Consider the following 24,804-nt stretch of genomic DNA (forward strand, 5'->3'; position numbering starts at 1 on the left):
TAACGAATAATGAACCTTGAAGGAAAGATCGCACTAGTCACTGGTGCTAGCCGTGGTATCGGTCGTTCTATCGCTGAGACATTGGTTGCACGTGGTGCAACTGTGATCGGTACAGCAACTAGTGAGAACGGTGCCGCAGCAATTAGCGAGTATTTAGGTGATAAAGGTAAGGGAATGGCACTTAACGTGACTGATCCTGCGTCTATCGAGTCAGTTCTTAAAGAGATCACCACTGAGTTTGGTCCTCTTGATATTCTAGTGAACAATGCCGGTATCACACGTGACAACCTGCTAATGCGCATGAAGGACGATGAGTGGACAGATATCATGGACACTAACCTGACCTCAATCTTCCGTTTGTCTAAAGCCGTTCTACGTGGCATGATGAAGAAAAAGTGCGGTAGAATCATCAATGTAGGTTCAGTTGTTGGTACTATGGGCAACGCTGGACAAACAAACTACGCTGCAGCGAAAGCGGGCGTAATTGGTTTTACAAAGTCTATGGCACGTGAGGTTGCTTCTCGCGGAGTAACGGTCAATACTGTAGCACCTGGCTTTATCGAAACAGATATGACAAAAGCATTGAACGACGAGCAACGCGCAGCGACGCTCTCTTCTGTGCCAGCAGGTCGCTTAGGTGATCCTCGTGAAATTGCAGCGGCTGTGGCATTCCTTGCCTCTCCAGATGCTGCTTACATCACAGGTGAAACATTGCACGTCAATGGTGGCATGTACATGGTGTAATTTTGCGCATTTTTGGCGTGATATATGTCAAAAATGCCATTAAAATCGGTTAAATTCACAAATTTGTGGTTTGACCAGCAAGGATGCCCTTGCAACTTTTTAACTTTCGAATAAACTACGCAAAACATCGCATTAAGCGACTTATGTATAGGAAATAAAAAATGAGCAATCTTGAAGAACGTGTAAAAAAAATCATCGTTGAACAGCTAGGTGTTGACGAAGCTGAAGTTAAGAACGAAGCATCTTTCGTTGACGATCTAGGCGCTGACTCTCTAGACACAGTTGAGCTAGTAATGGCTCTAGAAGAAGAGTTCGACACTGAGATTCCTGATGAAGAAGCAGAGAAAATCACTACTGTTCAAGCTGCTATCGATTACGTAACTAGCGCTCAGTAATTCTCTTCTCAGGCGGTCTATCTTGGCCGCCTGATTCATCTCAGCTCCCTTATTGTTTAAAATCAATATCTAATTAATCTAACCCGGAGTAAAAATCGTGTCCAAGCGTCGTGTAGTTGTCACTGGCATGGGTATGTTGTCACCGGTCGGCAACACCGTAGAATCTTCTTGGAAAGCCCTGCTATCTGGTCAAAGCGGTATTTCAAATATCGAACATTTTGACACCACCGAATATTCAACACGCTTTGCAGGTCTTATCAAAGACTTTAACTGCGAAGAGTACATGTCTAAAAAAGATGCTCGTAAAATGGATCTATTCATCCAATACGGTATCGCAGCAGGTATCCAAGCACTTGATGATTCTGGCCTAGAAATCACTGATGAAAATTGTTCTCGCGTAGGCGTGGCGATTGGCTCTGGTATTGGTGGCTTAGGTCTGATTGAAAACGGTATCCAAGTTATGAACGATAAAGGCCCTCGTCGAGTGAGCCCATTTTTCGTTCCATCAACCATAGTAAACATGGTTGCAGGTAACCTTTCTATTATGCGTGGGCTTCGTGGTCCTAACATTGCTATCTCTACTGCATGTACCACTGGTTTGCACAACATCGGCCATGCGGCTCGTATGATTGCTTACGGTGATGCTGATGCAATGGTTGCGGGTGGCTCTGAAAAAGCATCTACTCCAATGGGTATTGCAGGTTTTGGTGCAGCTAAAGCTCTATCAACGAACAATGAAAACCCTCAAGCCGCTTCTCGTCCATGGGACAAAGCGCGTGACGGTTTCGTATTGGGCGATGGCGCTGGCATGATGGTACTAGAAGAGTACGAATCAGCTAAAGCTCGTGGCGCTAACATCTACTGTGAGCTAGTGGGCTTCGGTATGAGTGGTGATGCGTACCATATGACCTCTCCAAGTGAAGACGGTTCTGGTGGTGCTCTAGCTATGGAAGCTGCGATGCGTGATGCAGGTGTAACTGGTGAGCAAATTGGCTACATCAACGCACACGGCACTTCTACCCCTGCGGGTGATGTTGCTGAACTGAAAGGCGTAAAACGCGCTTTAGGTGATGCAGGTGCTGCACAAGTGAAGGTATCTTCTACTAAATCTATGATTGGTCACCTATTGGGTGCAGCCGGTTCTGTTGAAGCTATCATCACAGCATTGGCTCTTCGCGATCAGAAAGTTCCGCCAACAATCAACCTAGATGAAATGGATGAGCGTGCTGCAGAACTAGGTATCGACTTGGTGCCAAACGTCGCTAAAGATGTTGATATCGAATATGCTCTATGTAACTCATTTGGCTTTGGTGGTACAAACGGTTCACTAATCTTCAAAAAGATTTAATAAACCTAGATACCATAGAACAAATAGTTAGCTAGAATAGTTTGGGTCAGACTCAGTTTCAAAGAAACTGGCTCTGGCCTTTTTTATTGTTGGTAACCTTTGGAAAGAGCGCATGTATTGGATAAATGGAGTCCAAGAAGAGACTGTTTCGGCCAGTGACAGAAGCTTCAACTATGGAGATGGCGGTTTTACGACAATTAAAACCATGGATGGAAAGCCTGTTTTTTGGTCTTTGCATGTAGAAAGGATGCAGGCTTGCTTGCAACTACTACAAATTTCTCAACCCGATTGGAAGCAAGTGCGAGCTTGGGTGGAACAAGCGGCAATAGAGCAAGGTTTAGGGGGCGTGAAGCTTCATGTAAGCCGAGGCAGTGGTGGCAGGGGCTATAGCCCTGCTGGAGTCACCGAGTCTATGGTTACCATCAGTGAATTTGGCTATCCTGAACACTACAAAGATTGGCAACTAAATGGGGTTGAGCTCGGTATTGCCGAACATAAACTAGGGATTAATCCCTTATTAGCTGGGCATAAACACAACAATCGATTAGAGCAAGTGTTGCTAAAGGCCGATATCGAACAGCAAGGTTATCAAGACGGAATTGTACTTGATCTCAATGACCATATTGTGGAAACAACGATGGCGAACCTTTTCTGGGTTAAAGGTAAAACGCTCTATACCCCAAGTATGGAGAAGTGCGGTGTATCGGGAGTCATTCGCCGGTTAGTAATTCAAGATGCTCAAATGTTAGGCATGAAGGTGCTATTTGGTGAGTTTGACATGGAGCACTTATTAAACGCTAATGAAGTTTTTATGTGTAATTCGCTATTGGGCATTGCTCCTGTCGTAAAAATCACACATAAATCCTATCCAGTCGGTATAATCACACGCGACTTTCAGGAGAGTATAAATAGTGCTTAAAAAAATCATCACCCTTTTTATCATCTGCATTCTTTTGGCTGGAGCTGGTTTATTCTACGTTTGGAACCAACTCGATGGCTATGTTAATCAATCAGTGAATATTGATGAGCCCACTCTCGTCACTATCGAGTCGGGGACCTCATTTAACTTGTTGTTAAATCGATTTGAGAACGACGGTTGGATTGAACCAAGCGACTTTTCACGTTTATTACGTCGTGCGCACCCTGAGTTAACTCAGGTTAAAGCAGGCACCTTTCAGGTACAGCCGAATCTTACCCTTAAGCAAACCCTTTTAGATTTGGTTCACGGACAGCAGATGCAATTTAGCATCACCTTCGTTGAAGGAAGCACCTTTAAAGAATGGCGCGCAATGTTCGACGAAGCGCCTCATCTTATACATACGACTAAAGATATGACTGAGGCTGAGATAGCCGAAGCACTGCAGATTGATAGAGATAAACTCGAAGGCCTATTTTTGGCAGAGACTTATCACTATACCGTAGGCATGTCAGATCTGGATATCATGAAGCGCTCTCATGCTCAGTTGAATCGCGTTCTTGAACAATATTGGGATCAACGCCAAGACAAACTGCCTTTGAAGAACTCTTATGAAGCCCTAATTCTGGCTTCTATTATTGAAAAAGAGACAGCGGTTCCTGAAGAGCGTCCGTTGGTTTCATCTGTGTTTGTCAATCGCTTGAATATTGGTATGCGTTTGCAAACAGACCCGACCGTTATCTATGGTATGGGCGAAAAGTATCAAGGTAATATTCGTAAGCGTGATCTACAAACGCCAACACCCTACAACACATACACCATGTATGGTCTGACACCAACGCCAATTGCTATGGTCGGTGAAGAGGCAATAGCGGCCGCTGTTGATCCCGATGACAGCAAGTACTTGTACTTTGTGGCGAGTGGCGATGGTGGACATGTATTCTCAAAAAACTTAAGAGATCACAATCGCGCAGTTCAAGAATATCTAAGAAAGCTAAGGGCACGTAAGTAAATGGAACAAGGTAAGTTTATTGTTGTTGAGGGCCTAGAGGGCGCCGGAAAAAGTACCGCTATTGCGAGTATTATGTCGGTGTTAACTTCTTCGGGTATTAAGAATATTGTCTCGACAAGAGAGCCTGGCGGTACTCCTTTAGCTGAAAAAATGCGTGCTTTGGTGAAAGAAGAGCACCAAGCCGAAGAAATACAAGATATCACCGAATTGCTTCTTATGTACGGCGCACGAGTACAGTTGGTAGAAACCGTCATCAAGCCTGCATTGACCGCTGGTGACTGGGTAGTGGGAGACCGTCACGATCTGTCATCTCAGGCTTATCAAGGTGGTGGTCGACAGATCCCAGCCGAAACGATGCAGTCACTGAAGAAGATTAGCCTAGGTGATTTTAAACCCGATCTTACGCTATACATGGATATTGAACCTCGACTTGGTTTAGAGCGCGCTCGTGGGCGAGGTGACCTTGACCGCATTGAAAAAATGGATATCTCATTTTTTGAGCGTGCACGACAGCGCTACCTTGAGCTGGCGAACAGCGATAGCTCTATTTTGATCATCAATGCTGCACAGCCTATTGATAAGGTAGCCAGTGATATCGAAGCGGCTCTAACTCATTGGTTAGGAAGTCACTAGTCATGAATGGTGTTCAGTACCCGTGGTTATCCGATACTTGGGCGAACTTGCAAGCTAGCATGCAGCACGGCTCATTGCCTGGAGCTTTGCTATTCAGTGCAACGGAAGGTCTTGGTGAAGAATCATTGGTTGAAGAATTGCTTAAGGTACAACTGTGTAACAGTAGTACGGTTGAGGCATGTGGTTTTTGTCATAGCTGTGCGCTATTTCAAGCTGGAACGCATCCTGATTTGCACCGAATCACACCCGCTGAAGGTAAAGCGACCATTTCAGTGGACCAGATCCGTGAAGGGAACCGCTATGCACTAGAGTCATCTCAACTGAGTGGCCAGCGAGTCATCGTTATAGAGCCTGCTGAATCCATGACAGAGCAGGCTATGAATGCGTTATTAAAGACATTAGAAAGTCCGCCTGATAGCTGTGTTTTTATCTTAAGAAGCCATGCTCCGCATCGCTTGTTGCCTACTATTAAGAGTCGCTGTCAGCATTGGCACGTTAAAACGCCTGTTCTAAAGGACTATCAGCAATGGCTAGCAGATGGTGGAATTTCTAAGGTTCCTGAGCTTTATTACCAACTATGCTTAGGTGCCCCATTAAAGCTCAAAGCATTTGTTGATGAAGGGCAGGGTGCAGAGTTTGATTCTACATTGGCCGCATTGACGGATTTTGTTGAGCAAGACTTTGCATTGCCTAAATCCTTCGTAGATAAATGTTCTACAGACACCCTGTCGAAGCTCAGTTTATTGTCATTGGCTTTAATTGAGTTGCAGAAAGGATACTTTGTTGAATTACCCACGGTAGAAAATCACCCTCAGCTAAAACGTCTGAAGTCAGCGCTAGATTATCAGCGAGTTTTCGATATGACTCGGAGACTCGCCAAGCTTATTGAGCAACTCACGGTTCATACCGGGCTCAATAAGGAACTATTATTAAGCCAGTGGCTCATTGAAACGAAAACTAGATGACTATTCGTACTAGTTAAAATTATTGTTTACAAGGCGCGCGTGCAGCGCGTTTTTTTATAGGTGTTATATGTTTGTAGATTCTCATTGCCATCTTGATAAGTTGAACTATCAAGATTTGCATACTGGTGTAGCTGATGTTGTTGCTAAAGCTGAGCAAGCCAATGTCAAACAACTGTTATCGGTTGGGGTAACGCTGGATGCTTTTCCAAAGATGATGGAGCTCATTGCTCCCTTTCCTCAGGTACATGCCTCTGCAGGGGTTCATCCTCTTGATGTGGAGAGCGCATTTGACCTTGAACAGCTTAGTTCTTTTGCTAAACATGAAAAGGTAGTGGCTATTGGTGAGACGGGTCTTGATTTTCACTATAAGCCGGAGACTAAGAACTTACAGATTGAACGATTTGAACAGCAAGTTGAACTCGCTGTTGAGGTAAACAAGCCTTTAATTATCCATACACGGCAGGCAAGAGCTGAAACATTAGCGATATTGCGAGAAGGCGGCGCAGAAAAATGCGGTGGGGTTATCCATTGTTTCACGGAAGACCAGGCATTTGCAGAAGCTGCAATGGAGTTAGGGTTTTATATCTCTGTGTCTGGGATCGTGACGTTTCGTCAAGCTATTGAATTAAAAGAGGTTGTAAAAAACTTACCCCTAGATCGCTTGCTTATTGAAACAGATTCGCCGTACTTAGCACCAGTACCTCACCGAGGAAAAGAGAATCAACCAGCTTATGTAGTTGAAGTTGCTAGCTATATTGCGCAGCTTAAAGGTATTTCATTAGGTCAGGTAGCCGAAAAAACAACGCAAAACTTTGCTGATCTTTTTTTGCGCCGCTAAGTTAGTTTTTGGTCGTATTTCTCCTTGCTGATGAAAAATAACACTTATAAGTCCGCTGTTTACTGTTTGTGTTGTTTATTACTGTCTGTGTTTAAAATCGAGTTCACAGAGCTGTTGCCGTAAGATTCCGTGCAAAAAATAAGTACTTGAAAGCGCGTACATTTGTGTCTGGTGCTATTTTTTGTGCTATTTTTTGATTAAAATACAATGACTTAGATTTAATTTATTTGATGGTTATTCTTATGGGCGAATGTGATCCATAACCGCTTTTCAAAACTTAGATTTTAGTCAGTGAGGAAAGTTGAGGCGCATCAATATATATTTAGAGACGAAAAATATAATCGTAGAGGTTACATTTCTTCGATGGGATCCATCATTCGGACTACGGGGGTAAGTCGATGGAACCCAAAAAAAATACTAATAATCTTTCAGGAGCATAAACATGTTTAAGAACCTTTTTGCGAACTTGCAGAAAGTTGGTAAGTCTCTGATGCTACCAGTATCAGTACTTCCAGTTGCAGGTATTCTACTAGGTGTCGGCGCCGCTGACCTTGGTTTCATTCCAGAGGTTGTATCTAACCTTATGGAACAAGCCGGTGGCTCAGTATTCGGTCAAATGGCTCTGCTATTTGCTGTTGGTGTAGCACTTGGCTTTACCGATAACGACGGTGTAGCAGGTCTTGCTGCTATCGTTGGTTACGGCATCATGACCGCAACGCTAAGCGTTATGGCTACAGTTTGGGGTGTTGAGAAAATTGACACTGGTGTACTTGGCGGTATCTTAGTCGGTGGTGTTGCAGCGTGGGCATTCTCTCGCTTCTTCCGTATTCAACTACCAGAATACCTTGGCTTCTTCGCTGGTAAGCGTGCTGTGCCAATCATCACTGGTTTTGCATCTATCGGTCTTGGTATCCTACTTTCTATCGTATGGCCACCAATCGGTTCAGCAATCGGTGCATTCTCTCACTGGGCTGCAGAGCAAAACCCAGAGCTAGCGTTTGGTATCTACGGTATCGTTGAGCGTTCACTAATCCCATTCGGTCTTCACCACGTTTGGAACGTACCTTTCTTCTTCGAAGCAGGTTCTTGTGTTGACGGAAGTGGCGTAGCGCAAAACGGTGTTCTTACTTGTTACCTTGTTGCTGATGAAGCATCTCGTGCTGCAGGTAACGGCTTCGGTCAACTTGCTGGCGGTTACATGTTCAAGATGTTCGGTCTACCAGCTGCTGCAATCGCAATTGCACACTGTGCTAAGCCTGAAAACCGCGCTAAAGTAATGGGTATCATGCTTTCTGCTGCATTGACATCTTTCCTTACTGGTATCACTGAGCCGATCGAATTCTCATTCCTATTCGTTGCTCCTCTACTGTACGGAATCCACGCGCTACTAGCTGGTTCTGCATACGTTGTTGCTAACGTACTAGGCTTTGTACACGGTACATCATTCTCACACGGTCTAATCGACTTCATCGTTCTTTCTGGTAATGCTCAGAAGATGGGTCTAATGGTTGCTGTTGGTCTTGGTTACGCTGCAATCTACTACTTCGTATTCCGCGCTGTTATCACTGCTATGGACCTTAAAACTCCTGGTCGTGAAGATGAAACAGAAGAAACTTCTTCAGTTGCAACGGGTTCTGAGCTAGCAGGTGAGCTTGTAGCTGCATTCGGTGGCAAAGCGAACATCACAGGTCTAGATGCTTGTATTACACGTCTACGTGTAGCAGTAGCTGACACTGACAACGTTGACCAAGATAAGCTTAAGCAACTTGGCGCAGCGGGTGTAGTTGTTGTTTCAGGTGGTGTACAGGCTATCTTCGGTACTAAGTCTGATAACCTTAAAACAGACATGGACGAGTGGATTCGTAACAACGGTTAATATCCACACATAACCATGATTTAGAAAGGAGGCCTTGGCCTCCTTTTTTTGATCTTAAGTATTCTCATCAGTACATGCCTGCTCCTGATATACAGAGCCTGAATGTGTTGCAAGAAATAAAAATGTGTTACGAAACGCACTTTTACAGATTTCATCACAAATCGCTGACAAAGGGCGCTAAAATAGTATTAAAATGCGCAAAGTTATAGATTATCAAGGATACAAAAAGTGAATATTGGGAAGTTAGCATTAGTCACAGCGGTACTTACAGGGGTTGCAACCTACGTAGGGGCAGCGAAAGCGGCTGGTACTAATGGCAGTGCTGTTAAGGTGGGTATGGCGTTTGATCAGGGCCTAAGCGCAGTCGTTAAATTTGAAGATAGATTTAATTTGACGGTAGGTAATGATGGTATGGCCTTTGATTACCACTTTGCAAAAGGTAGCTTTTCTCAAGATGTTCCTTTTGACTGGTATGTAGGTGCCGGTGGTTGGTATGAGTGGGATGATGACTTTGGTCTTCGCGTTCCACTAGGCTTAGATTGGAACTTCGCGCCTAATTGGAATGCATTCGGACAAGTAGCTCCGGAGTGGCAGATCCAAGACAAGTCAAAGCTTAAGTTTGGCGCTGCGATTGGTGTGACATACCGCTTCTAGTGTTAAGCGATTAGGTACAAAAAAAGCCGACATCTTTATGTCGGCTTTTTCATGTCTGCTTGTCTAACAACTGGCAGCTTAACACTGCCAGCTAACAGCCATTATTTTTGCTTGTTCATTGCTTTACGGATGCAGATGGCTGCGCCACCCCAAGTAATCCCTAGACCAAGAACCATCATAATGATTGCACTAGTTGTCATAATTACGCTTCCTTTTTACTAAGTACGTTAATTGCTACACCAATGATAACTAGAAGAGCAAGTAATCCCCAGCCAAGTAGTAGCAGGTCAGATTGTGCATAACCGCCGTAGCCATCGGTTAGAGTCGTTTTTAATGTGTTGAATAGCGTTAGAGCAAGAATTGCTGGGCTTACAAACTTCAAGCAAAAATCAAACCAAGCACCAATTTGGAAATCAGATACAGAGTTTACATAGTTACGAATAGTAGCCGTCTTCACAATCCATACGATCAATAGCACTTCAATGAAGCAGCTCAACACGATACCAATCTGGTTGGTGAAGTAGTCAACAAGGTCGAGTAGTAATAAGCCACCGTTTGTTGCGAACGCCAGAGAAACCACCGCGCCGGTACCACACACAAGTGTTGCTGCTTTTTTACGGCTCAGCTTGAACTTATCAATGATTGCTGAAGTTACCGCTTCAATGATTGAGATATGCGAGCTCAAGCCTGCAATAGTCAGTGCTGCGAACAGTAGTGGACCTAGGATATAAGGAGCAGGGAGCTCATTAATTGCCGCAGGTAGTGTAACGAACGCAAGACCTACACCAGCAGAAACAACGTCTGTCAATTCCTTACCTTGTTCGTGTGCCATGAAGCCCAGTACAGAGAAGATCATGATACCCGCTAGGATAGAGAAGCCACAGTTAATCAATACCGTCATAAAGGCGTTATTGTTGATGTCTGATTTCTCTGGAAGGTAGCTAGAGTAAGCTAGCATGATTGCGAAGCCGATACTAAGGGTAAAGAAGATCTGACCGTAAGCCGCTGCCCATACCTTAAGATCCATGATCTTACTGAAATCCGGTTCAAACAGGTAGTTAATACCGTTTAGTGCACCCGGTAGGAAGATAGTACGACCGATTAGCACTAATACCATGATGAATAACACTGGCATCATGACTTTAGCAGCTCGTTCAATACCGGACTTAACGCCACCTGCAATAGCTGAATAAGTGATGGCCCAAGCTAGAAGCATGGTACCTGCAATCTTCCATTGGATAGAACCAAGATTTGATGGTGAGTTGTCGCCTAGGTTCAGATATTCGCTGAAGAAGAACGCGTTTGTGTCTGTTCCCCAACCTTGATTGAATGACATGCCAAGGTATGAAATAGACCAACCGATAACAGCAACATAGTACACAGCGATACATGCTGCGATACCGACTTGGAACCAACCTAACCATTCGAACTTTGGATTAACAGTACGAAGGGCTGTAGGTGCAGATCCACGATATTTTTGACCTAGCTTGAATTCCATAATCATAAATGGAATACCAGCCGTTAACATGGCGAAAAGGTAAGGGATAAAGAATGCGCCACCGCCATTTTCATAGGCCATATACGGGAAGCGCCATATATTACCTAGACCGATTGCTGAGCCTACTGCGGCTAAGATAAATCCGGTACGGGAACCCCATTGTTCTCGTTTCATAATTACTCCTTGTAATTACTTATTAAGAGTTGCAAACCTTATATGTAAAAGTCTCTTTTGCTTAAATAATCAGAGTATATAAAATAATCACCGTGCATCAGTGCGGTTTGGTGGTTATTAATTCTAATATAACGCTTAATAAGTAGTGGTTTATTTTAAAAATTTCAGTACCCAAGCTCTAAAACTAGTAGAATATTCTGGGTCATAACGGCAGGTTACCGTGAGATATTCTGGCTGGCAAGATAAAATAAGGCTCATATATGGGAAGAATGATCGCGGAATTGCTGATAATAGAAGGCTGATTAATGGATCATACTGCAAATAACTTAATGACCGTTGTCATAAGTTAGGGAAATGCTTTCAGTTAGAGGATATGACTAAATGTTAAATTAAGAGCGAAAAACTAAAAATCTTTCGCTCGTTAATATTTTGTTGTGATTATGTGTATGTTTAGAAGCTGAATCTAACGCCTAGGTTGGCTTGAACTTGACTAAGCCAGTCACCAGAGAACGCATATTTACAGCTAGTGCCGTTACTCGACGAGTCACAGATTGTTATGGAATCACCGTCAACCAAGGTTCCCATGTAGCGGACTTGCCCTTGTAGGGCAAAGTTATCCGTAAATTCGTACTCGAGACCGCCATATAAGCCTGCAGAAAACTTGTATTCATTGCTTGCGCCCTGAACATCTATCTGCGTACCACCTAAACTCAAGCCTATGTAAGAATTCCACTTCTCTCCTGATGGATAAAAGACCGCACTTTGAAAGTGCAAGTATCGTATTGTGGTATCAAGATTTACGTTTTCAATAGATGAATCTTGTTGAGAGTACAGTAATCCGAGTCGACCTTTTTCGACATCTGTTTCGATCGCAATGTTGTAGTTGACGGCTTCTTTGATATCGAAGCTACCATTTTCCTCTGTATCAAACGAACCGCCCATACTGTAGCCAACCATGGGCGTGATGTGGATATTTGCGTGAGACGCAGCAGAGTAACCACATGCTAACAGCAATAGGGTGAGGGCTTTTCTGTTCATAGTATTGTCATCCTTGTCAATCTAGACCACGTTTACTTGGTTCCATTGATCCTTGCCTACGTTTAACTGGGTGTTCATACGACCTAGTTCACGCTTATGTAGCGATTTAGTTATACATTTGTAATTGTGACAGTAACTGCATAATTCTGCACGGATTTTCGCTAAGTCTTGAGAGGTAAACTGAGGAATGCTTATACTGAAGTTAACCCTAGCTATTATTATCTTTAGGGACTAACGAATATCTATAAGGTGAGAGAATGAGTACAGATTTAAAATTTACCATAACAATAGTTACCTCAATCTTCGCAATACTTATCGCTTATGGACTAGTGGCGGTATTTAGCTAATTTCATTTGGTGGATGAATGGACAATAGTGGGTTAGTTTGGGGTAATGATGCCTTATACAAGCAACAGATGTTTGCTGAGTATATTAATGGCAAAAATGCCCTAGTTGCACAGGGGGGAGGACAGCGTAGCATCTTCACTGCCGGTGTATTGGATGCCTTTTTATATTCCAACTTCGACCCATTTAGTACTTTCTATGGTACCTCCGCCGGTGCCCTCAACCTTTGTGCATACCTTTGTCGACAACCTGAAATCGGCAAATCATTTCTTTTGGATCTCACTACTGACGATCGTTTCTTCAACCTTTTTAGTTTTGTCAGGCAAAAACATTATATCGGGCTTGATTGGGCGCTGAATAAAATTTGCTCGTCTCCTTATAAACTCGACATCGATATGGGTAAAGAAATGCTTGTAGGAAGAGAGGCCTACGCAGCAGTCACTCGCGCAGACAATTTCCATGATGACTACCTTCCTATGTTAGCCACCGATTGGCTTGATGTAATTAGGGCAACTTGCGCTATACCCAACCTCGTTTCTAGGCCCATATCTGTGGCGGGAAAAGAGTTTGTGGATGGTGGCGTTTCAGCATCAGTGCCAGTTCAAGAAGCGTGGAGGCAAGGAGCTCGCTGCATCATTGTGATTCGCACTGAGCTACCCGAGCATCCTTTGCTATCCGGACAAGAAGCAACAGAGCTTGCGTCCAAGCATGATAAAGAGGTCTGGTATCGCAGTCCAATAGACAATATTCAGAGCTTCTGGAACGAAAAAGTCGATCAAGGCAAAAAGAGTATTGAAGACTTTATAGATGAGAGAGTAGGCAAAAGTGGCTCTGACAAATCTTTATCGCGTTTAGAGCTACTTAACGGCGGTCGGTGGTTATTTGGCGCAGATAATGTGTACCGTTTGTCTCACTTGTTAGGCACAAAGCTCGATGCGGGTTTAGCGGATATGCTAATGGTTCACTATCAAACTTATGCGCTTACACAAGAATTTATTTCCAACCCACCTGAAGATTGCTACGTAATGCAGATCATCCCGGAGGAGCCTCTGCGAAGCTCTTCATTGATGAGTAGTACAGAAGATCTGTTATTTGATTACCAGCAGGGGCTAAACTCAGGTTATCGCTTTATCGATGAGTATCAGAGCACTCGAAAATTGAAGATAAAGAAAGGGGCGCACGTAAATTTAATGCTCAATCGGTGAGCATGCTCACGCCTTTAGATCTGAATGCTTCACATTTACTTCGAGGTGTAAAAAAATAGAACTTCACGATTGGGGAGAATTTCTATGTACACGGCTCAACCAAGCCACATTGACCATATTAAACAGATTAACGCCGGCAAGGTGTATCAACTTATTGATCAATTTGGTCCCATCTCCCGAATCGACCTGTCTAAACTGAGTGCGCTTGCTCCTGCTAGTATCACCAAGATCACTCGCGAACTCATTGATGCCCACCTTATTCATGAAACGGTTGTGCAAGAGGCGACAAGTCGCGGCCGTCCTGCGGTTGGACTACAAACTAATAACGAAGGCTGGCAATTCTTGTCGCTTCGTCTTGGCCGAGGTTACTTGACCATCGCACTGCATGAATTAGGCGGTGAGGTGATCACTGAAAAGTACATTGATATAGAAGAGCGCCATCAAGATGCGATGTTAGAGCGCTTGTTGTCTGAAATTACTCAATTCTTTGAAGACAAAGGGGAAGTACTGGAGCGCATGACCAGTATTGCCATTACACTGCCGGGTCTAGTCCACTCTGAAAGCGGTTTAGTGTTGCAGATGCCTCACTTTGATGTGAAATACCTAGAGCTTGGACCTGCCTTATATAAAGCCACCGGCTTACCGGTATTTATTGCCAACGATACGCGAGCATGGGCACTGGCCGAAAAGTTATTTGGTAACTCTCAGCAAAACAAAAACTCTGTGTTGATCTCCATTCACAATGGTATCGGCGCAGGTATTATCCTTGAGGACAAGGTCTTGCAAGGTCGCTTAGGGAATGTAGGCGAACTAGGCCATATTCAAGTAGATCCAAATGGTTACCCTTGTCACTGTGGTAACAGGGGCTGTTTGGAAACAGTGGCGAGTTCTCATGCTCTGTTGCGTCAAGCCAGAGAAGCCATTGCTGCAGGTGATGAAACCAGTCTAGAGCTAGAAACCTTATCGGTCATTAATATCTGCATGGCTGCCAATAATGGCGATGAAGTAGCTTTGAAGATTATTTTGGAACTTGCAAAGCGTCTAGGCATGGCTGTGTCTCTGGTGGTTAATATGTTTAACCCTGAAAAAGTGCTTATTGGTGGCGATATCAACGTAGCCAAAGGCATCATTCTTCCTGAGGTTGAGCGTTGCGTGCAGGAACAAAGTCTGCCTATTTATCGTCAAGACTTAGAGATAGTACCAAGCCGTTTCATCAAAAATGCCACCATGCCCGGCGCCGCGCTGATCAAACAAGCCCTGTATGACGGTGTGCTTTTAATGAAAGTGGTTGAAGGCTAAGCCTTAACCTCTTTAGTTGGTAAAGGCTGATTAAGCTGCTCGCTAAGTTCAATTAAAATCTGGTCATACACTTTAAATATGGCCAGTGATAATGTACTCGTTAGCTGATAAAGCTCGCGTTCATCCATTTCTTCTATATGACCATGGGCTGAGATGATTTCAGTCAATTGCCTTGCTGCATGACTGGTGCTTGGTGCATGCACGCCTAAGGGTGATAATAAACTCAGTCGATTTATCTTACGAAGCAGTATCTGCGCCTTTAGGTTCAGACGTTCACACTGCAGGTCATTTTTTGAATCACTCACCAACATCCTAAACTGAGTCAATGCCTCTAGTGAATCAATGACCAGGCTCCACTGGCGTGAATATTGTTCACTCAACTCCGTCTGATCTGACTCAACTAACCAAGTTAGCACGATTTCATCAATGAGGTATAAGGTAGCGCGTATGGCTTTACCATGGCTCATCTGGCTCTTGGCTGGTGTCATATCTCGCCATTCAAATAGTAGGGTTTGTATTTGTTTCATTAGCAGACGAAACATTGGACGATCATTGACGAAGCTTTTTTCTACCAAAAAGAGCAGTGAGTTACTGATGTTTTTCTCAATCTCAACGGTATGGTTATCTGGGATAGGCTCGAAGCTAAGATGAGTGTGTGCAAGATGCCTATGTTCGCGTAAGTGCTCTGCGACGCTACGCAGTTCGCACACTAATCGATAGCGATTGTCATTGAGTTTGGATTTCCTGCCATGTCGCATCAATAAATAGAGGACGATGACCGCACTGAGGCTGGCTGCAATAATCATGAACATAACTTACTCCCTAAAAGCTACGAGCCAAATAAAGGTACTGCAGTTTCTATGCCAGAATAAGGTTATGAATTTTAGCTAATGAATACAGGCGGTTGCATAATAGGCGTGAGATAAGTTGCGTTACTTGAGGGCGGGATTGCACTTGTTTGGCGCAAAAAAATACCGGCTAAATTAGCCGGTATTTTAATAAGGTTAATACGGTTTACATTACGCGCATGCCTGGCTTAGCACCTTCATGAGGCTCTAAGATCCAAAGATCTTTACCACCAGGGCCTGCTGCCAGAACCATACCTTCAGACATACCAAACTTCATTTTACGAGGTTTCAGGTTTGCGACCATTACAGTGTGCTTACCAATGAGGTCTTCTGGTTGATAGGCTGATTTGATGCCAGCAAAGACTTGGCGAGTCTCGCCACCAAGATCCAGTACCAGTCTTAGCAACTTGTTTGCCTTTGGCACAGATTCACATTCAACGATCTTAGCGATGCGCAGGTCAACCTTGGCAAAATCATCGAACTCGATTTCGTCAGCGATTGGCTCTTTAGTTAGCTCGGTCTCGTTTTTAGCTTGTTCGGCTTGTTCTTTGGCTGCAACTTCAGCTGCCGCATCTTCTTTAGATGCTTCAACCATAGCTTCGACCTTTTTAGGGTCAACACGGTTAAATAGCGCCTTGAACTTGCTGATCTCGTGATCAGTCAATGGCGTTGCAACGCCGTCCCAAGTCAATTCTTGATTCAAGAAGCCTTCAGTGCGCGCTGCAAGCTCAGGCATAACAGGTTTCAAGTAAGTCATTAGCACGCGGAACAGGTTAATACCCACAGAGCAGATATCTTGAAGCTCTTTATCTTGGCCTTCTTGCTTAGCAACAACCCACGGTGCTTTTTCGTCAACGTATTGGTTCGCTTTATCAGCAAGTGCGGTGATCTCACGAATCGCTCGGCTAAATTCACGAGTTTCGTATAGCTCAGCAATACGATCCGCAGCGTCAGCGAACTCTTGGTATAGCGCTAGTTCAGCAAAGTCTTCAGACAGTTTGCCTTCAAAGCGCTTGGTGATGAAACCCGCATTACGAGACGCAAGGTTGACGATCTTGTTTACCACATCAGAGTTTACACGCTGAGTGAAGTCTTCAAGGTTAAGGTCTAGGTCATCAATACGGCTGTTTAGCTTAGCTGCGTAGTAGTAGCGCAGGCATTCTGGATCTAAATGATCTAGGTAGGTGCTAGCTTTAATAAAGGTGCCTTTAGACTTAGACATTTTTGCGCCGTTTACAGTTACGTAGCCGTGCACAAATACATTGTTTGGCTTACGGAAACCTGCGCCTTCTAGCATTGCTGGCCAGAATAGGCTGTGGAAGTAAACGATGTCTTTACCAATGAAGTGATACAGCTCTGTAGTGCTGTCTTTCTTCCAGTATTCGTCAAAATCTAGGTCATCACGCTTGCTACAAAGGTTCTTGAAAGAAGCCATGTAACCAACAGGAGCGTCTAGCCATACGTAGAAAAATTTATTTTTCTCGCCAGGGATTTCAAAACCAAAGTAAGGCGCATCGCGAGAAATATCCCACTGTTGCAAGCCTGACTCAAACCACTCTTGCATCTTGTTCGCAGTTTCACTTTGCAAAGAGCCAGAGCGAGTCCACTCTTTTAGCATGCTTTCAAATTGCGGAAGGTCAAAGAAGAAGTGCTCAGAGTCTTTCATTACTGGAGTCGCACCAGAAACAGCAGACTTAGGATTGATCAGCTCAGTTGGGCTGTAGGTCTCACCACAGTTATCACAGTTATCGCCGTATTGATCCTCTGACTTACACTTAGGGCAAGTACCCTTAACGAAGCGATCAGGTAGGAACATTTCTTTTTCTGGGTCAAACAGCTGAGAAATAGTACGGCTAGAGATAAAGCCGTTCTTTTTAAGCTCAAGATAGATGTTAGACGCCAGCTCACGGTTCTCTTCACTGTGAGTGCTGTGATAGTTGTCAAAGCTGATGTCAAAACCTGCGAAGTCTTTTTGATGTTCTTCGCTTACCGCTGCGATCATGTCTTCTGGTGAAATTCCCATCTGCTGGGCTTTAAGCATGATAGGGGTACCGTGTGCATCATCGGCACACACAAAGTTTACCGTGTTACCACGTAGGCGTTGGTAACGCACCCAGATATCAGCTTGGATGTGCTCAAGCATATGACCTAAATGGATTGAACCATTGGCATACGGTAGCGCACAAGTGACGAGCATTTTTCTTAATTCAGTAGTCATACTTAACTTTTCGCAGATAGGTTAAATTTGTAGGCGCTTATACTACCGTAAGCTAGCAATAACGAAAAGGATCTCACGGATAAATTGCATTGTGTTTACCTAATAACAAGTGAGGAGATCTCGCTAATTGCTGAAAATAACCGCACATATGTCGATAATTTGTTATAGGTGAAAGAATCCTGTTAATTCAGGGCGATATTAACGCTAAGATGTATTCATAATTAGAAAAGGACACATCAATGAATAAAGAAATACAGGATCTTCATGCTTGGTTGAATCAGTTTCAGCATCCGTTACTTGTGAGTGAGTGGGCGACGACTCAAGGTGTCGTGACCGTAGACGAAAAGGACAAAGCGATTGATGTAGAGATTCCCTTCTTGGTGGAGTCTTTAACTCAAGCGGTTGGGAACTGGATATCACAGCACGATGCCCCTGATGAGTGGGATGAGTACACATTTTATGTTTCAGCAAGAGTACGCCCGCTAGAGAGCAAAGTGGTTAGCACCCTAACGAGTATTAAAAATATCATTGCAGTGACATCGGCAAAGGGCGGGGTAGGGAAATCCACTACTACCGCTAACCTCGCACTGGCTATTGCTCAGCAAGGCGCTAAGGTGGGCGTTTTGGATGCGGATGTGTACGGCCCTTCTATCCCTTTGATGTTTGGTACTAAAGGTAAAAACTTAGAAATAGTCGACAATAAGTGGATGAAACCATTAGAGGCACACGGCGTTTTCACTCAATCCATTGGCTATTTAGTCTCTAGCGATGATGCAGCGGTTTGGCGTGGCCCAATGGCTTCAAAGGCGTTGATGCAATTACTCAAAGAGACGCAATGGCCAGAGTTGGATTATCTTATTATCGATATGCCGCCGGGCACGGGCGATCTGCAATTGACCCTTTCCCAAGAGATCCCATTGACCAGTGCTTTAGTAGTCACCACACCTCAAGACTTGGCGTTGGCAGACGCCATAAAAGGCATTGCTATGTTTGAAAAAGCCGAGGTTGGCGTGCTGGGGCTTATCGAAAATATGTCATATCACGTGTGTAGCAACTGTGGCTCACATGAAGATATTTTTGGCAGTGGTGGTGCGGTAAAGTTGGCCGCAGAAAAGGGGATATCGGTACTGGGTCAACTACCATTACATCTTAATGTTCGCCGCGACATCGATATGGGGGTGCCGTCGGTGGTCAATCCCGAATCAGCAGAGCAAGCAGAAGGGTATTTACAGTTGGCAGAACAAGTAGTGAGTCGCCTATTTTGGCATGGAAAACCACAGCCTGAGCGTATCAGTTTTGTTGAAGTAAAATAATTGTGCGCATTGTGTTCGGTAATTGCTAATGGTTGATTAATTTACACTCAACCTTTAGGGATTATGAGCTTATTTCTGGTATCAAAGTTTATCAATCCCTATAATTACACGGTTTAAATTCTGTTTTTCGTTAGGATCAGTAAATGTCTGAAAATAATCAATGTGTCATCGTCGGCATCGCGGGTGCATCGGCATCCGGTAAGAGCCTTATTGCAAGTACTATCTATAACGAGCTGCGTGCAAAGGTAGGCCCAGATCAAATCGGTGTTATCACGGAAGACAGATACTACAATGACCAAAGTCATTTGAGCATGGAAGAACGCGTAAAGACCAACTACGACCATCCAAAGGCATTGGATCACGATCTATTGTGTGAGCATCTTCAGCAATTGGCTGATGGCCATGCTGTTGAGGTGCCGGAGTACAGCTATACAGAGCATACTCGCACTAGCAACACCAAAACAATGACTCCTAAAAAAGTTATTATCCTTGAAGGTATCTTGCTACTAACAGACCCTCGTCTTCGTAAGATTATGCATGCAAGCGTGTTTATGGACACTCCTTTGGATATTTGTTTGCTACGCCGTGTGAAGCGTGACGTTGAAGAACGTGGCCGCACCATGGAATCAGTACTGAACCAATACCAAAAAACAGTGCGCCCAATGTTCATGCAATTTATTGAACCTTCAAAGCAATACGCCGACATCATTGTTCCTCGTGGTGGTAAAAACCGTATTGCGATTGATGTATTGAAAGCGCATATTGCTAAATTATTGAAATCTTAGTAATTTACTGAATAGTTGTCGCTTTAATAGACTTGGCACAGACGGTTTCATTAAACCTAAAGAATAAGCACATATTTTTTTAGGCTGACGTTACATACAAGTGGCAAGTTTTGGTTAAGAATTAAATGGCACGGATGTGCCATTTTTTGTATCTAACGTTTGCCAAGCCCAGCAAACGCATAGAAAAATCAGGTTACAGGGAAGAAAAGATGAAAAAGCTGTCACTATTTATCATCACACCAATCGTGTTGGTCATATTAGCTGTTGTTGCCTTGCTAGTATTTGTCGACCCCAATCAATTTAAACCCATGCTGGTGGAACAAGCTAAAAAACAAACCAACCTTGATTTAACCATCGAAGGAGATATTGGTTGGCAGTTCTTTCCTTCTATTGGATTTTCTCTTGGTAAAACAACGTTAAGTAATCCTGAAGGGTTTAGTACCCCGAATATGCTGAAGGTCGACCAAGTCGGTTTGGATATCTCTGTTCTTCCCTTGCTGGACAAAGAACTGCGAGTAGGCAATGTGACCTTAGTTGGCGCTGAGTTCTACATGGAAACTCTCGCTGATGGTAGTAGCAACCTCGATTCACTTACTGGATCTCAACAAGCAGCAGAAGAATCAGCATCTACCGAGCCTACTGCTGAGCCGAGCACCGAATCTGCGAGTAGCAGTGCTGACGAGCCAGCAGAACCATGGACTATCTCACTTGAAGGGGCAAACATTGAAAACGCCTTTCTTGAGATCAAAGATGACCAGGCTAAGTTGTACACCAAGCTTGAGAACGTCAATCTGCAGGTTGCCAACTTTGAATTTGATAAGTGGACCCCTATCAGCTTTAGCTTCTCTGGGGTGAACAACCAACAGACATTTGCTATATCCGGTAAAGCGAACGCAAAAACTAATGCTGAGTTCACCGACTACCAAGTCAAAGATATTGAAATTGGCGGAAGCTTCTCACAACCTGATTTTGATCTGGCGAGCTTTGAGTTGAAAGTTGATGAGTTCAAGCTGGGTGCATGGGCAAACGTATCTTTGCTCGCTAAAGGTAATGCGGCGGGTAATGAGTTTGATATGACTAGCTCTGTGCAAGCGCTACTGGAGCAAGACCTTGCCACCTTTGCCATTAAAGATCTCGCTTTAGAAACCCCTTTAAAAGGCAAAGATCTGAATTTAGAGACGGTTAGACTGGGCTTGTCATCATTTAAATTTGGACAACCAGGTGGTTTTCAGTTGGCGGTGATTGGTAATGCTGCAGGGATGGATAGCAATCTGACCATCATGGGTAGCCTGTTGGTTGATGAGGCTATCTCTAAGGTAAATATCAATGGCTTTGATCTAAAAGGAAAGATAGCTGGGGATACGCTACCGCAAAATCCAATTAACTTGGATATAAACTCGAATATAGAATTTGATCTTACTAAGAATAAATTGTCGCTGATTCTAAACAAACTGGCCGCCAACGATTTGCAATTTGATGGTAGTAGCAGTGTTGTTTTAGCGGATATCCCTAAGGTTCGTTTTAAGCTGCATAGTCCAAACATCAACGTAGATGAGTGGACTGGAGCAGATTCGGCGGAGCCTGCGACAGCAGAAAAAGAAACGTCAGGATCATCAAGCAATGCTTCTCAAGCAGCACAAGAACCGGACTTATCTGTACTTAAGACGGTGGATGTTGCGGGTAATATCACTATTGATAAACTTCAAGCAAGCAATGCCAAGATGCAAAATGCCTTTGCCGACATTGCCATTAAAGATGGCGTGTTTAACTTACGCTCTTTAAAAGCGAAACTTTATCAAGGCAGTATCAATGCCAAAGCTGTAATCAATGCCAAGCAGCCTGTTGCGAGCTACGATATCGATGCTAGCGTTAGGAACGTAAAGGTCGGTCCTTTGCTAGTGGACGTGGCCGACAATAATACTCTTGAAGGCACGGGTAATATTGATATCGACCTAAAGGGTAAAAGCCTTATCCCAGACGAGCTGAAAAAGCATCTAGCCGGCACGGTACAGGTCAAGTTTGCGGATGGAGCGATTAACGGTATTAATGTAGCCCAGATAATTCGCTCCAACTATGCCAAATTCAAGGGCGAAGAAGTGCCTAAGGAAGCAGAGGCAAAGAAAACGGACTTTAGCGCTATGAATGCTGTGGTTAAGCTGAACAAAGGGGTCGCAACACTGTCTGGTGTGTCGGTACAGTCTCCATTATTGCGTATCAAGGCAAGTGGTGATGCTAACTACCTCAACGAGACGATGGACATCTTGGCTAAAACCTCAATCGTTGGCTCTCTAGAGGGACAGGGCGGTAAAGATATTGATGATCTGACCGATTTAACTCTCCCTTTACGTTTGCAAGGTGGCTGGACAAGTCCTAAAGTGAGTCTAGATTTAGCGGCTCTTCAGCAGCAAGAGATTGAACGCAATAAGAAAAAGCTCGAAGAAAAGGCGAAGAAAGAAACTGAACGTGGTTTGAAAAAGCTACTGGGTGATAAAGCCAGTGATGAAGATACCAAGAACATCACAGACTCGTTGCTGAAGAAATTATTCTAATCGAGGTAAGCGACAATGAAGACCTTAGGTTTAATAGGTGGAATGAGTTGGGAGTCAACTCAAACCTACTATCAGTTGTTAAACACTCAAGTTAAGCAACGCCTAGGTGGTCTGAACTCGGCGAAGTTGGTGCTCTACAGCGTAAACTTCGCCGAAATAGAAAAGCTTCAGCGAGAAGGGGAGTGGAAGCAAGCCGCTAAGATTTTATCCAGAGCGGCCCTTTCTCTGCAAACTGCAGGCGCTGAAGCTATTGTGATTTGTACCAATACCATGCATAAGGTGGCAGGGGATATCGAGCAGGTTATCTCTATTCCTCTTTTGCACATTGCTGATGCGACGGCGAAAGCACTTAAGCAAGCCAATATCGACAAAGTGGCTTTGCTCGGCACCGCTTTCACTATGGAGCAAGACTTTTACAAACAGAGGCTGACCGACCAGGCTATTACGGTAGTGGTGCCAGATGAAGAGCAGCGCAAACAGATCCATAAGATCATCTATGAAGAACTGTGCCAAGGTAAGATCTTGCCTGAGTCTCGCCAGATCTACCTTGATATTATCTCAGACTTAAAATCACGCGGGGCTCAAGGCGTGATCCTTGGTTGCACAGAGATTGGTCTATTAGTCAGTGATGAACACACAGACGTTCCTTTATTTGATACCACGCTGATCCACGCAACTTCTGCCGTTGATTGGTCACTGAGCTAAGTAAAACAACACATACAGCCCGCGGTTTCTCTACCAATCAATACCTTTGCGAGCCATGATGCCAGAATCAAAGGCATGTTTAACGTTTCTCACTTCAGACACAGTATTTGCAAGCTCAATTAAAGAGCGATGCGCTCCTCTGCCGGTAATGACCACTGATTGTTGATTCGGTCGCTGTTCTAGCGCGGTAATAACCTCGTCTAAATCGATATAGTCAAAACTGACCATGTAAGTTAGCTCATCAAGCAAAACCACATCGAGGCTTGGGTCTTGCAACATCTTTTTGCATTCTTGCCATACGGCTTGCGCCGCTTCTGTGTCAGCTTCTTTATTTTGAGTTTCCCATGTAAAGCCTGTTGCCATTACATGGAATGTAACCCCATGCTGCTCCAAGAGGTTTCGCTCTCCATTGTCCCATGTGCCCTTAATAAACTGAGCTACACCACAGCGAAAGCCGTGCCCTACAGCACGAGCAACGGTGCCAAACCCTGATGTGGATTTTCCTTTTCCATTACCGGTAATGACCAACAATAGACCTTTTTCTTCAGTAGCCGCAGCTATCTTTTCATCGACTTTTTCTTTTAGTTTTTGTTGGCGTTGCTGGTGGCGATCCTGTTGTTGAGTCATGGTCCTTCCCGTTATATTGCTGACATATTTCCGTCATATCTTCGGCACAAAATGATGATGTTAATCTGCATTCTGCTATTCATAAGTAATACTCGGTATTGAGACTTTCAGATCCCGAGCTAAGGTTATGATAAACATAGTTCTACCAATAAAAGAAGGATCGATCGCAATGAAGATATTGGTTGTGTGTATGGGGAACATTTGCCGCAGTCCAACGGCCGAGGCTGTACTGCGAACAAGAGCCGAAAATAAGGGCTTATTAATTGAGGTAGAATCAGCGGGCACCATAGATTATCACCACGGAGAAAAGCCAGATAGTCGCTCGGCGGCGGCAGCGAAAAGTAGGGGCTACTCTTTTGGAAGAAAAAAAGCTCGCGGAGTGACACAAGAAGATTTCTATTATTTTGACCAAATATTGGCGGCTGACAAACAAAACCTTGCCGACCTTCAAGGCATCTGTCCTAGTGAGTATCAATATAAATTAGCGCTGTTTCTTCAAGGTGCAGGCTTAGAGACGGAAGAAATTCCCGATCCCTATTACGGTGGGGAGCAAGGATTTGAGCACGTGCTTGATCTGATAGAAAGTGGTAGTGACAAGATACTCGCGCAGCTGTAAACCTTCATGATGAGGTTCGTGCAATTGGAATTAGGGGAAGCCGAGATTAGGTTTCCCTTTTGCAATGGGCATGATGTATAAGTGAGAGTTATTTGTTTTCATTATGTAATCAATGCGTTGAATTAAATGCTATTTAAAATAGTGAAAGATTGATACAACCCGCAAATGTAAGTAAATGTAACTTTTATCCGTGAAAGCGTATCA

At 44.0% G+C, this 24,804-nt stretch carries 24 protein-coding genes; 18 read left to right on the forward strand and 6 right to left on the reverse strand.

Features of this window, described 5'->3' with window-relative positions:
* The first annotated feature begins 9 nt into the window (after positions 1–9).
* The 10 genes from fabG (at position 10) to OCU46_RS04460 (ending at position 9,381) form a co-directional block, all read left to right on the forward strand.
* Positions 10–744 (forward strand): 3-oxoacyl-ACP reductase FabG, encoded by a 735-nt coding sequence (gene fabG / locus OCU46_RS04415; RefSeq protein ID WP_017027734.1) that lies wholly within the window; start codon positions 10–12, stop codon positions 742–744.
* Positions 745–905: 161 nt separating this feature from the next.
* The gene (acpP, locus tag OCU46_RS04420; protein WP_004737381.1) at positions 906–1,139 is read left to right on the forward strand and encodes an acyl carrier protein; all 234 of its coding nucleotides are present in this window, start codon (positions 906–908) and stop codon (positions 1,137–1,139) included.
* A gap of 97 nt (positions 1,140–1,236) precedes the next feature.
* A complete protein-coding gene (gene fabF, locus OCU46_RS04425) occupies positions 1,237–2,487 on the forward strand; it encodes a beta-ketoacyl-ACP synthase II (protein ID WP_141271042.1) in 1,251 nt (416 codons plus the stop codon).
* A gap of 112 nt (positions 2,488–2,599) precedes the next feature.
* A complete protein-coding gene (gene pabC / locus OCU46_RS04430) occupies positions 2,600–3,406 on the forward strand; it encodes an aminodeoxychorismate lyase (protein WP_141271043.1) in 807 nt (268 codons plus the stop codon).
* On the forward strand, positions 3,399–4,415 hold the full coding sequence (gene mltG / locus OCU46_RS04435; protein WP_141271044.1) for an endolytic transglycosylase MltG: 1,017 nt from the start codon (positions 3,399–3,401) through the stop codon (positions 4,413–4,415). Before pabC ends, mltG begins: the two co-directional genes overlap by 8 nt.
* Complete coding sequence (tmk, locus tag OCU46_RS04440) at positions 4,416–5,048, forward strand: dTMP kinase (protein WP_141271045.1); 633 nt, start codon at positions 4,416–4,418, stop codon at positions 5,046–5,048. It abuts the gene before it with no gap.
* A gap of 2 nt (positions 5,049–5,050) precedes the next feature.
* Positions 5,051–6,013, forward strand: a complete 963-nt coding sequence (gene holB / locus OCU46_RS04445) for a DNA polymerase III subunit delta' (protein WP_141271046.1) — start codon at positions 5,051–5,053, stop codon at positions 6,011–6,013.
* A 67-nt stretch (positions 6,014–6,080) separates the two neighbouring features.
* Positions 6,081–6,851, forward strand: coding sequence for a TatD family hydrolase (locus tag OCU46_RS04450; protein WP_141271047.1), 771 nt, complete (start codon positions 6,081–6,083; stop codon positions 6,849–6,851).
* 442 nt (positions 6,852–7,293) lie between these two features.
* Complete coding sequence (ptsG, locus tag OCU46_RS04455) at positions 7,294–8,727, forward strand: PTS glucose transporter subunit IIBC (protein WP_141271048.1); 1,434 nt, start codon at positions 7,294–7,296, stop codon at positions 8,725–8,727.
* 228 nt (positions 8,728–8,955) lie between these two features.
* Positions 8,956–9,381: a hypothetical protein gene (locus OCU46_RS04460; RefSeq protein WP_141271049.1), complete on the forward strand. Its 426-nt coding sequence runs from the start codon at positions 8,956–8,958 to the stop codon at positions 9,379–9,381.
* Between the two features lie 101 nt (positions 9,382–9,482).
* On the opposite strand, the gene OCU46_RS04465 is transcribed toward OCU46_RS04460, so the two are convergent.
* The 3 genes from OCU46_RS04465 to OCU46_RS04475 form a co-directional block, all read right to left on the reverse strand.
* Complete coding sequence (locus OCU46_RS04465; protein ID WP_141271050.1) at positions 9,483–9,581, reverse strand: MetS family NSS transporter small subunit; 99 nt, start codon at positions 9,579–9,581, stop codon at positions 9,483–9,485.
* Positions 9,582–9,583: 2 nt separating this feature from the next.
* On the reverse strand, positions 9,584–11,053 hold the full coding sequence (locus tag OCU46_RS04470; RefSeq protein WP_141271051.1) for a sodium-dependent transporter: 1,470 nt from the start codon (positions 11,051–11,053) through the stop codon (positions 9,584–9,586).
* A 450-nt stretch (positions 11,054–11,503) separates the two neighbouring features.
* On the reverse strand, positions 11,504–12,091 hold the full coding sequence (locus tag OCU46_RS04475) for an outer membrane beta-barrel protein (protein ID WP_141271052.1): 588 nt from the start codon (positions 12,089–12,091) through the stop codon (positions 11,504–11,506).
* Between the two features lie 257 nt (positions 12,092–12,348).
* Here OCU46_RS04475 and cydH point away from each other — a divergent pair, with 257 nt between their 5' ends.
* The 3 genes from cydH (at position 12,349) to mlc (ending at position 14,939) form a co-directional block, all read left to right on the forward strand.
* Positions 12,349–12,438 (forward strand): cytochrome bd-I oxidase subunit CydH, encoded by a 90-nt coding sequence (cydH, locus tag OCU46_RS20230; protein ID WP_107504252.1) that lies wholly within the window; start codon positions 12,349–12,351, stop codon positions 12,436–12,438.
* Between the two features lie 17 nt (positions 12,439–12,455).
* Positions 12,456–13,640, forward strand: coding sequence for a patatin-like phospholipase family protein (locus OCU46_RS04480; RefSeq protein WP_141271053.1), 1,185 nt, complete (start codon positions 12,456–12,458; stop codon positions 13,638–13,640).
* A gap of 84 nt (positions 13,641–13,724) precedes the next feature.
* Complete coding sequence (gene mlc, locus OCU46_RS04485) at positions 13,725–14,939, forward strand: sugar metabolism global transcriptional regulator Mlc (RefSeq protein WP_141271054.1); 1,215 nt, start codon at positions 13,725–13,727, stop codon at positions 14,937–14,939.
* Here mlc and OCU46_RS04490 read toward each other — a convergent pair.
* On the reverse strand, positions 14,936–15,751 hold the full coding sequence (locus OCU46_RS04490) for a hypothetical protein (protein ID WP_141271055.1): 816 nt from the start codon (positions 15,749–15,751) through the stop codon (positions 14,936–14,938). The genes mlc and OCU46_RS04490 overlap by 4 nt on opposite strands.
* Before the next feature lie 202 nt (positions 15,752–15,953).
* On the reverse strand, positions 15,954–18,005 hold the full coding sequence (metG, locus tag OCU46_RS04495; protein ID WP_141271056.1) for a methionine--tRNA ligase: 2,052 nt from the start codon (positions 18,003–18,005) through the stop codon (positions 15,954–15,956).
* Positions 18,006–18,244: 239 nt separating this feature from the next.
* Here metG and apbC point away from each other — a divergent pair, with 239 nt between their 5' ends.
* From apbC to OCU46_RS04515, 4 genes are all read left to right on the forward strand, one after another.
* The gene (gene apbC / locus OCU46_RS04500; RefSeq protein WP_141271057.1) at positions 18,245–19,318 is read left to right on the forward strand and encodes an iron-sulfur cluster carrier protein ApbC; all 1,074 of its coding nucleotides are present in this window, start codon (positions 18,245–18,247) and stop codon (positions 19,316–19,318) included.
* A gap of 143 nt (positions 19,319–19,461) precedes the next feature.
* The gene (gene udk / locus OCU46_RS04505) at positions 19,462–20,103 is read left to right on the forward strand and encodes a uridine kinase (RefSeq protein ID WP_017027752.1); all 642 of its coding nucleotides are present in this window, start codon (positions 19,462–19,464) and stop codon (positions 20,101–20,103) included.
* 209 nt (positions 20,104–20,312) lie between these two features.
* Positions 20,313–22,652: an AsmA family protein gene (locus OCU46_RS04510; RefSeq protein ID WP_141271058.1), complete on the forward strand. Its 2,340-nt coding sequence runs from the start codon at positions 20,313–20,315 to the stop codon at positions 22,650–22,652.
* 15 nt (positions 22,653–22,667) lie between these two features.
* Positions 22,668–23,357 (forward strand): aspartate/glutamate racemase family protein, encoded by a 690-nt coding sequence (locus tag OCU46_RS04515; protein ID WP_141271059.1) that lies wholly within the window; start codon positions 22,668–22,670, stop codon positions 23,355–23,357.
* Positions 23,358–23,387: 30 nt separating this feature from the next.
* Here the strand turns inward: OCU46_RS04515 and cobO are convergent, their stop codons facing one another.
* Positions 23,388–23,984: a cob(I)yrinic acid a,c-diamide adenosyltransferase gene (cobO, locus tag OCU46_RS04520; protein WP_141271060.1), complete on the reverse strand. Its 597-nt coding sequence runs from the start codon at positions 23,982–23,984 to the stop codon at positions 23,388–23,390.
* A gap of 169 nt (positions 23,985–24,153) precedes the next feature.
* Between cobO and OCU46_RS04525 the strand changes: the two genes are divergently transcribed.
* On the forward strand, positions 24,154–24,600 hold the full coding sequence (locus tag OCU46_RS04525; protein WP_141271061.1) for a low molecular weight protein-tyrosine-phosphatase: 447 nt from the start codon (positions 24,154–24,156) through the stop codon (positions 24,598–24,600).
* Positions 24,601–24,804 lie beyond the last annotated feature (204 nt).

It is taken from the genome of Vibrio comitans (genome assembly GCA_024346835.1).
Lineage (GTDB): Bacteria > Pseudomonadota > Gammaproteobacteria > Enterobacterales > Vibrionaceae > Vibrio > Vibrio comitans.

What these genes read in the sequence shown, in the direction of transcription:
- udk (WP_017027752.1), top strand. Translation starts at nt 19,462, where the DNA reads ATGTCTGAAAATAATCAATGTGTCATCGTCGGCATCGCGGGTGCATCG.
- ptsG (WP_141271048.1), top strand. Translation starts at nt 7,294, where the DNA reads ATGTTTAAGAACCTTTTTGCGAACTTGCAGAAAGTTGGTAAGTCTCTG.
- OCU46_RS04480 (WP_141271053.1), top strand. Translation starts at nt 12,456, where the DNA reads ATGGACAATAGTGGGTTAGTTTGGGGTAATGATGCCTTATACAAGCAA.
- OCU46_RS04450 (WP_141271047.1), top strand. Translation starts at nt 6,081, where the DNA reads ATGTTTGTAGATTCTCATTGCCATCTTGATAAGTTGAACTATCAAGAT.
- OCU46_RS04465 (WP_141271050.1), bottom strand. Translation starts at nt 9,581, where the DNA reads ATGACAACTAGTGCAATCATTATGATGGTTCTTGGTCTAGGGATTACT.
- fabG (WP_017027734.1), top strand. Translation starts at nt 10, where the DNA reads ATGAACCTTGAAGGAAAGATCGCACTAGTCACTGGTGCTAGCCGTGGT.
- OCU46_RS04475 (WP_141271052.1), bottom strand. Translation starts at nt 12,091, where the DNA reads ATGAACAGAAAAGCCCTCACCCTATTGCTGTTAGCATGTGGTTACTCT.
- mlc (WP_141271054.1), top strand. Translation starts at nt 13,725, where the DNA reads ATGTACACGGCTCAACCAAGCCACATTGACCATATTAAACAGATTAAC.
- holB (WP_141271046.1), top strand. Translation starts at nt 5,051, where the DNA reads ATGAATGGTGTTCAGTACCCGTGGTTATCCGATACTTGGGCGAACTTG.
- cydH (WP_107504252.1), top strand. Translation starts at nt 12,349, where the DNA reads ATGAGTACAGATTTAAAATTTACCATAACAATAGTTACCTCAATCTTC.
- tmk (WP_141271045.1), top strand. Translation starts at nt 4,416, where the DNA reads ATGGAACAAGGTAAGTTTATTGTTGTTGAGGGCCTAGAGGGCGCCGGA.
- OCU46_RS04470 (WP_141271051.1), bottom strand. Translation starts at nt 11,053, where the DNA reads ATGAAACGAGAACAATGGGGTTCCCGTACCGGATTTATCTTAGCCGCA.
- apbC (WP_141271057.1), top strand. Translation starts at nt 18,245, where the DNA reads ATGAATAAAGAAATACAGGATCTTCATGCTTGGTTGAATCAGTTTCAG.
- OCU46_RS04490 (WP_141271055.1), bottom strand. Translation starts at nt 15,751, where the DNA reads ATGTTCATGATTATTGCAGCCAGCCTCAGTGCGGTCATCGTCCTCTAT.
- OCU46_RS04510 (WP_141271058.1), top strand. Translation starts at nt 20,313, where the DNA reads ATGAAAAAGCTGTCACTATTTATCATCACACCAATCGTGTTGGTCATA.
- OCU46_RS04515 (WP_141271059.1), top strand. Translation starts at nt 22,668, where the DNA reads ATGAAGACCTTAGGTTTAATAGGTGGAATGAGTTGGGAGTCAACTCAA.
- cobO (WP_141271060.1), bottom strand. Translation starts at nt 23,984, where the DNA reads ATGACTCAACAACAGGATCGCCACCAGCAACGCCAACAAAAACTAAAA.
- metG (WP_141271056.1), bottom strand. Translation starts at nt 18,005, where the DNA reads ATGACTACTGAATTAAGAAAAATGCTCGTCACTTGTGCGCTACCGTAT.
- acpP (WP_004737381.1), top strand. Translation starts at nt 906, where the DNA reads ATGAGCAATCTTGAAGAACGTGTAAAAAAAATCATCGTTGAACAGCTA.
- OCU46_RS04525 (WP_141271061.1), top strand. Translation starts at nt 24,154, where the DNA reads ATGAAGATATTGGTTGTGTGTATGGGGAACATTTGCCGCAGTCCAACG.
- pabC (WP_141271043.1), top strand. Translation starts at nt 2,600, where the DNA reads ATGTATTGGATAAATGGAGTCCAAGAAGAGACTGTTTCGGCCAGTGAC.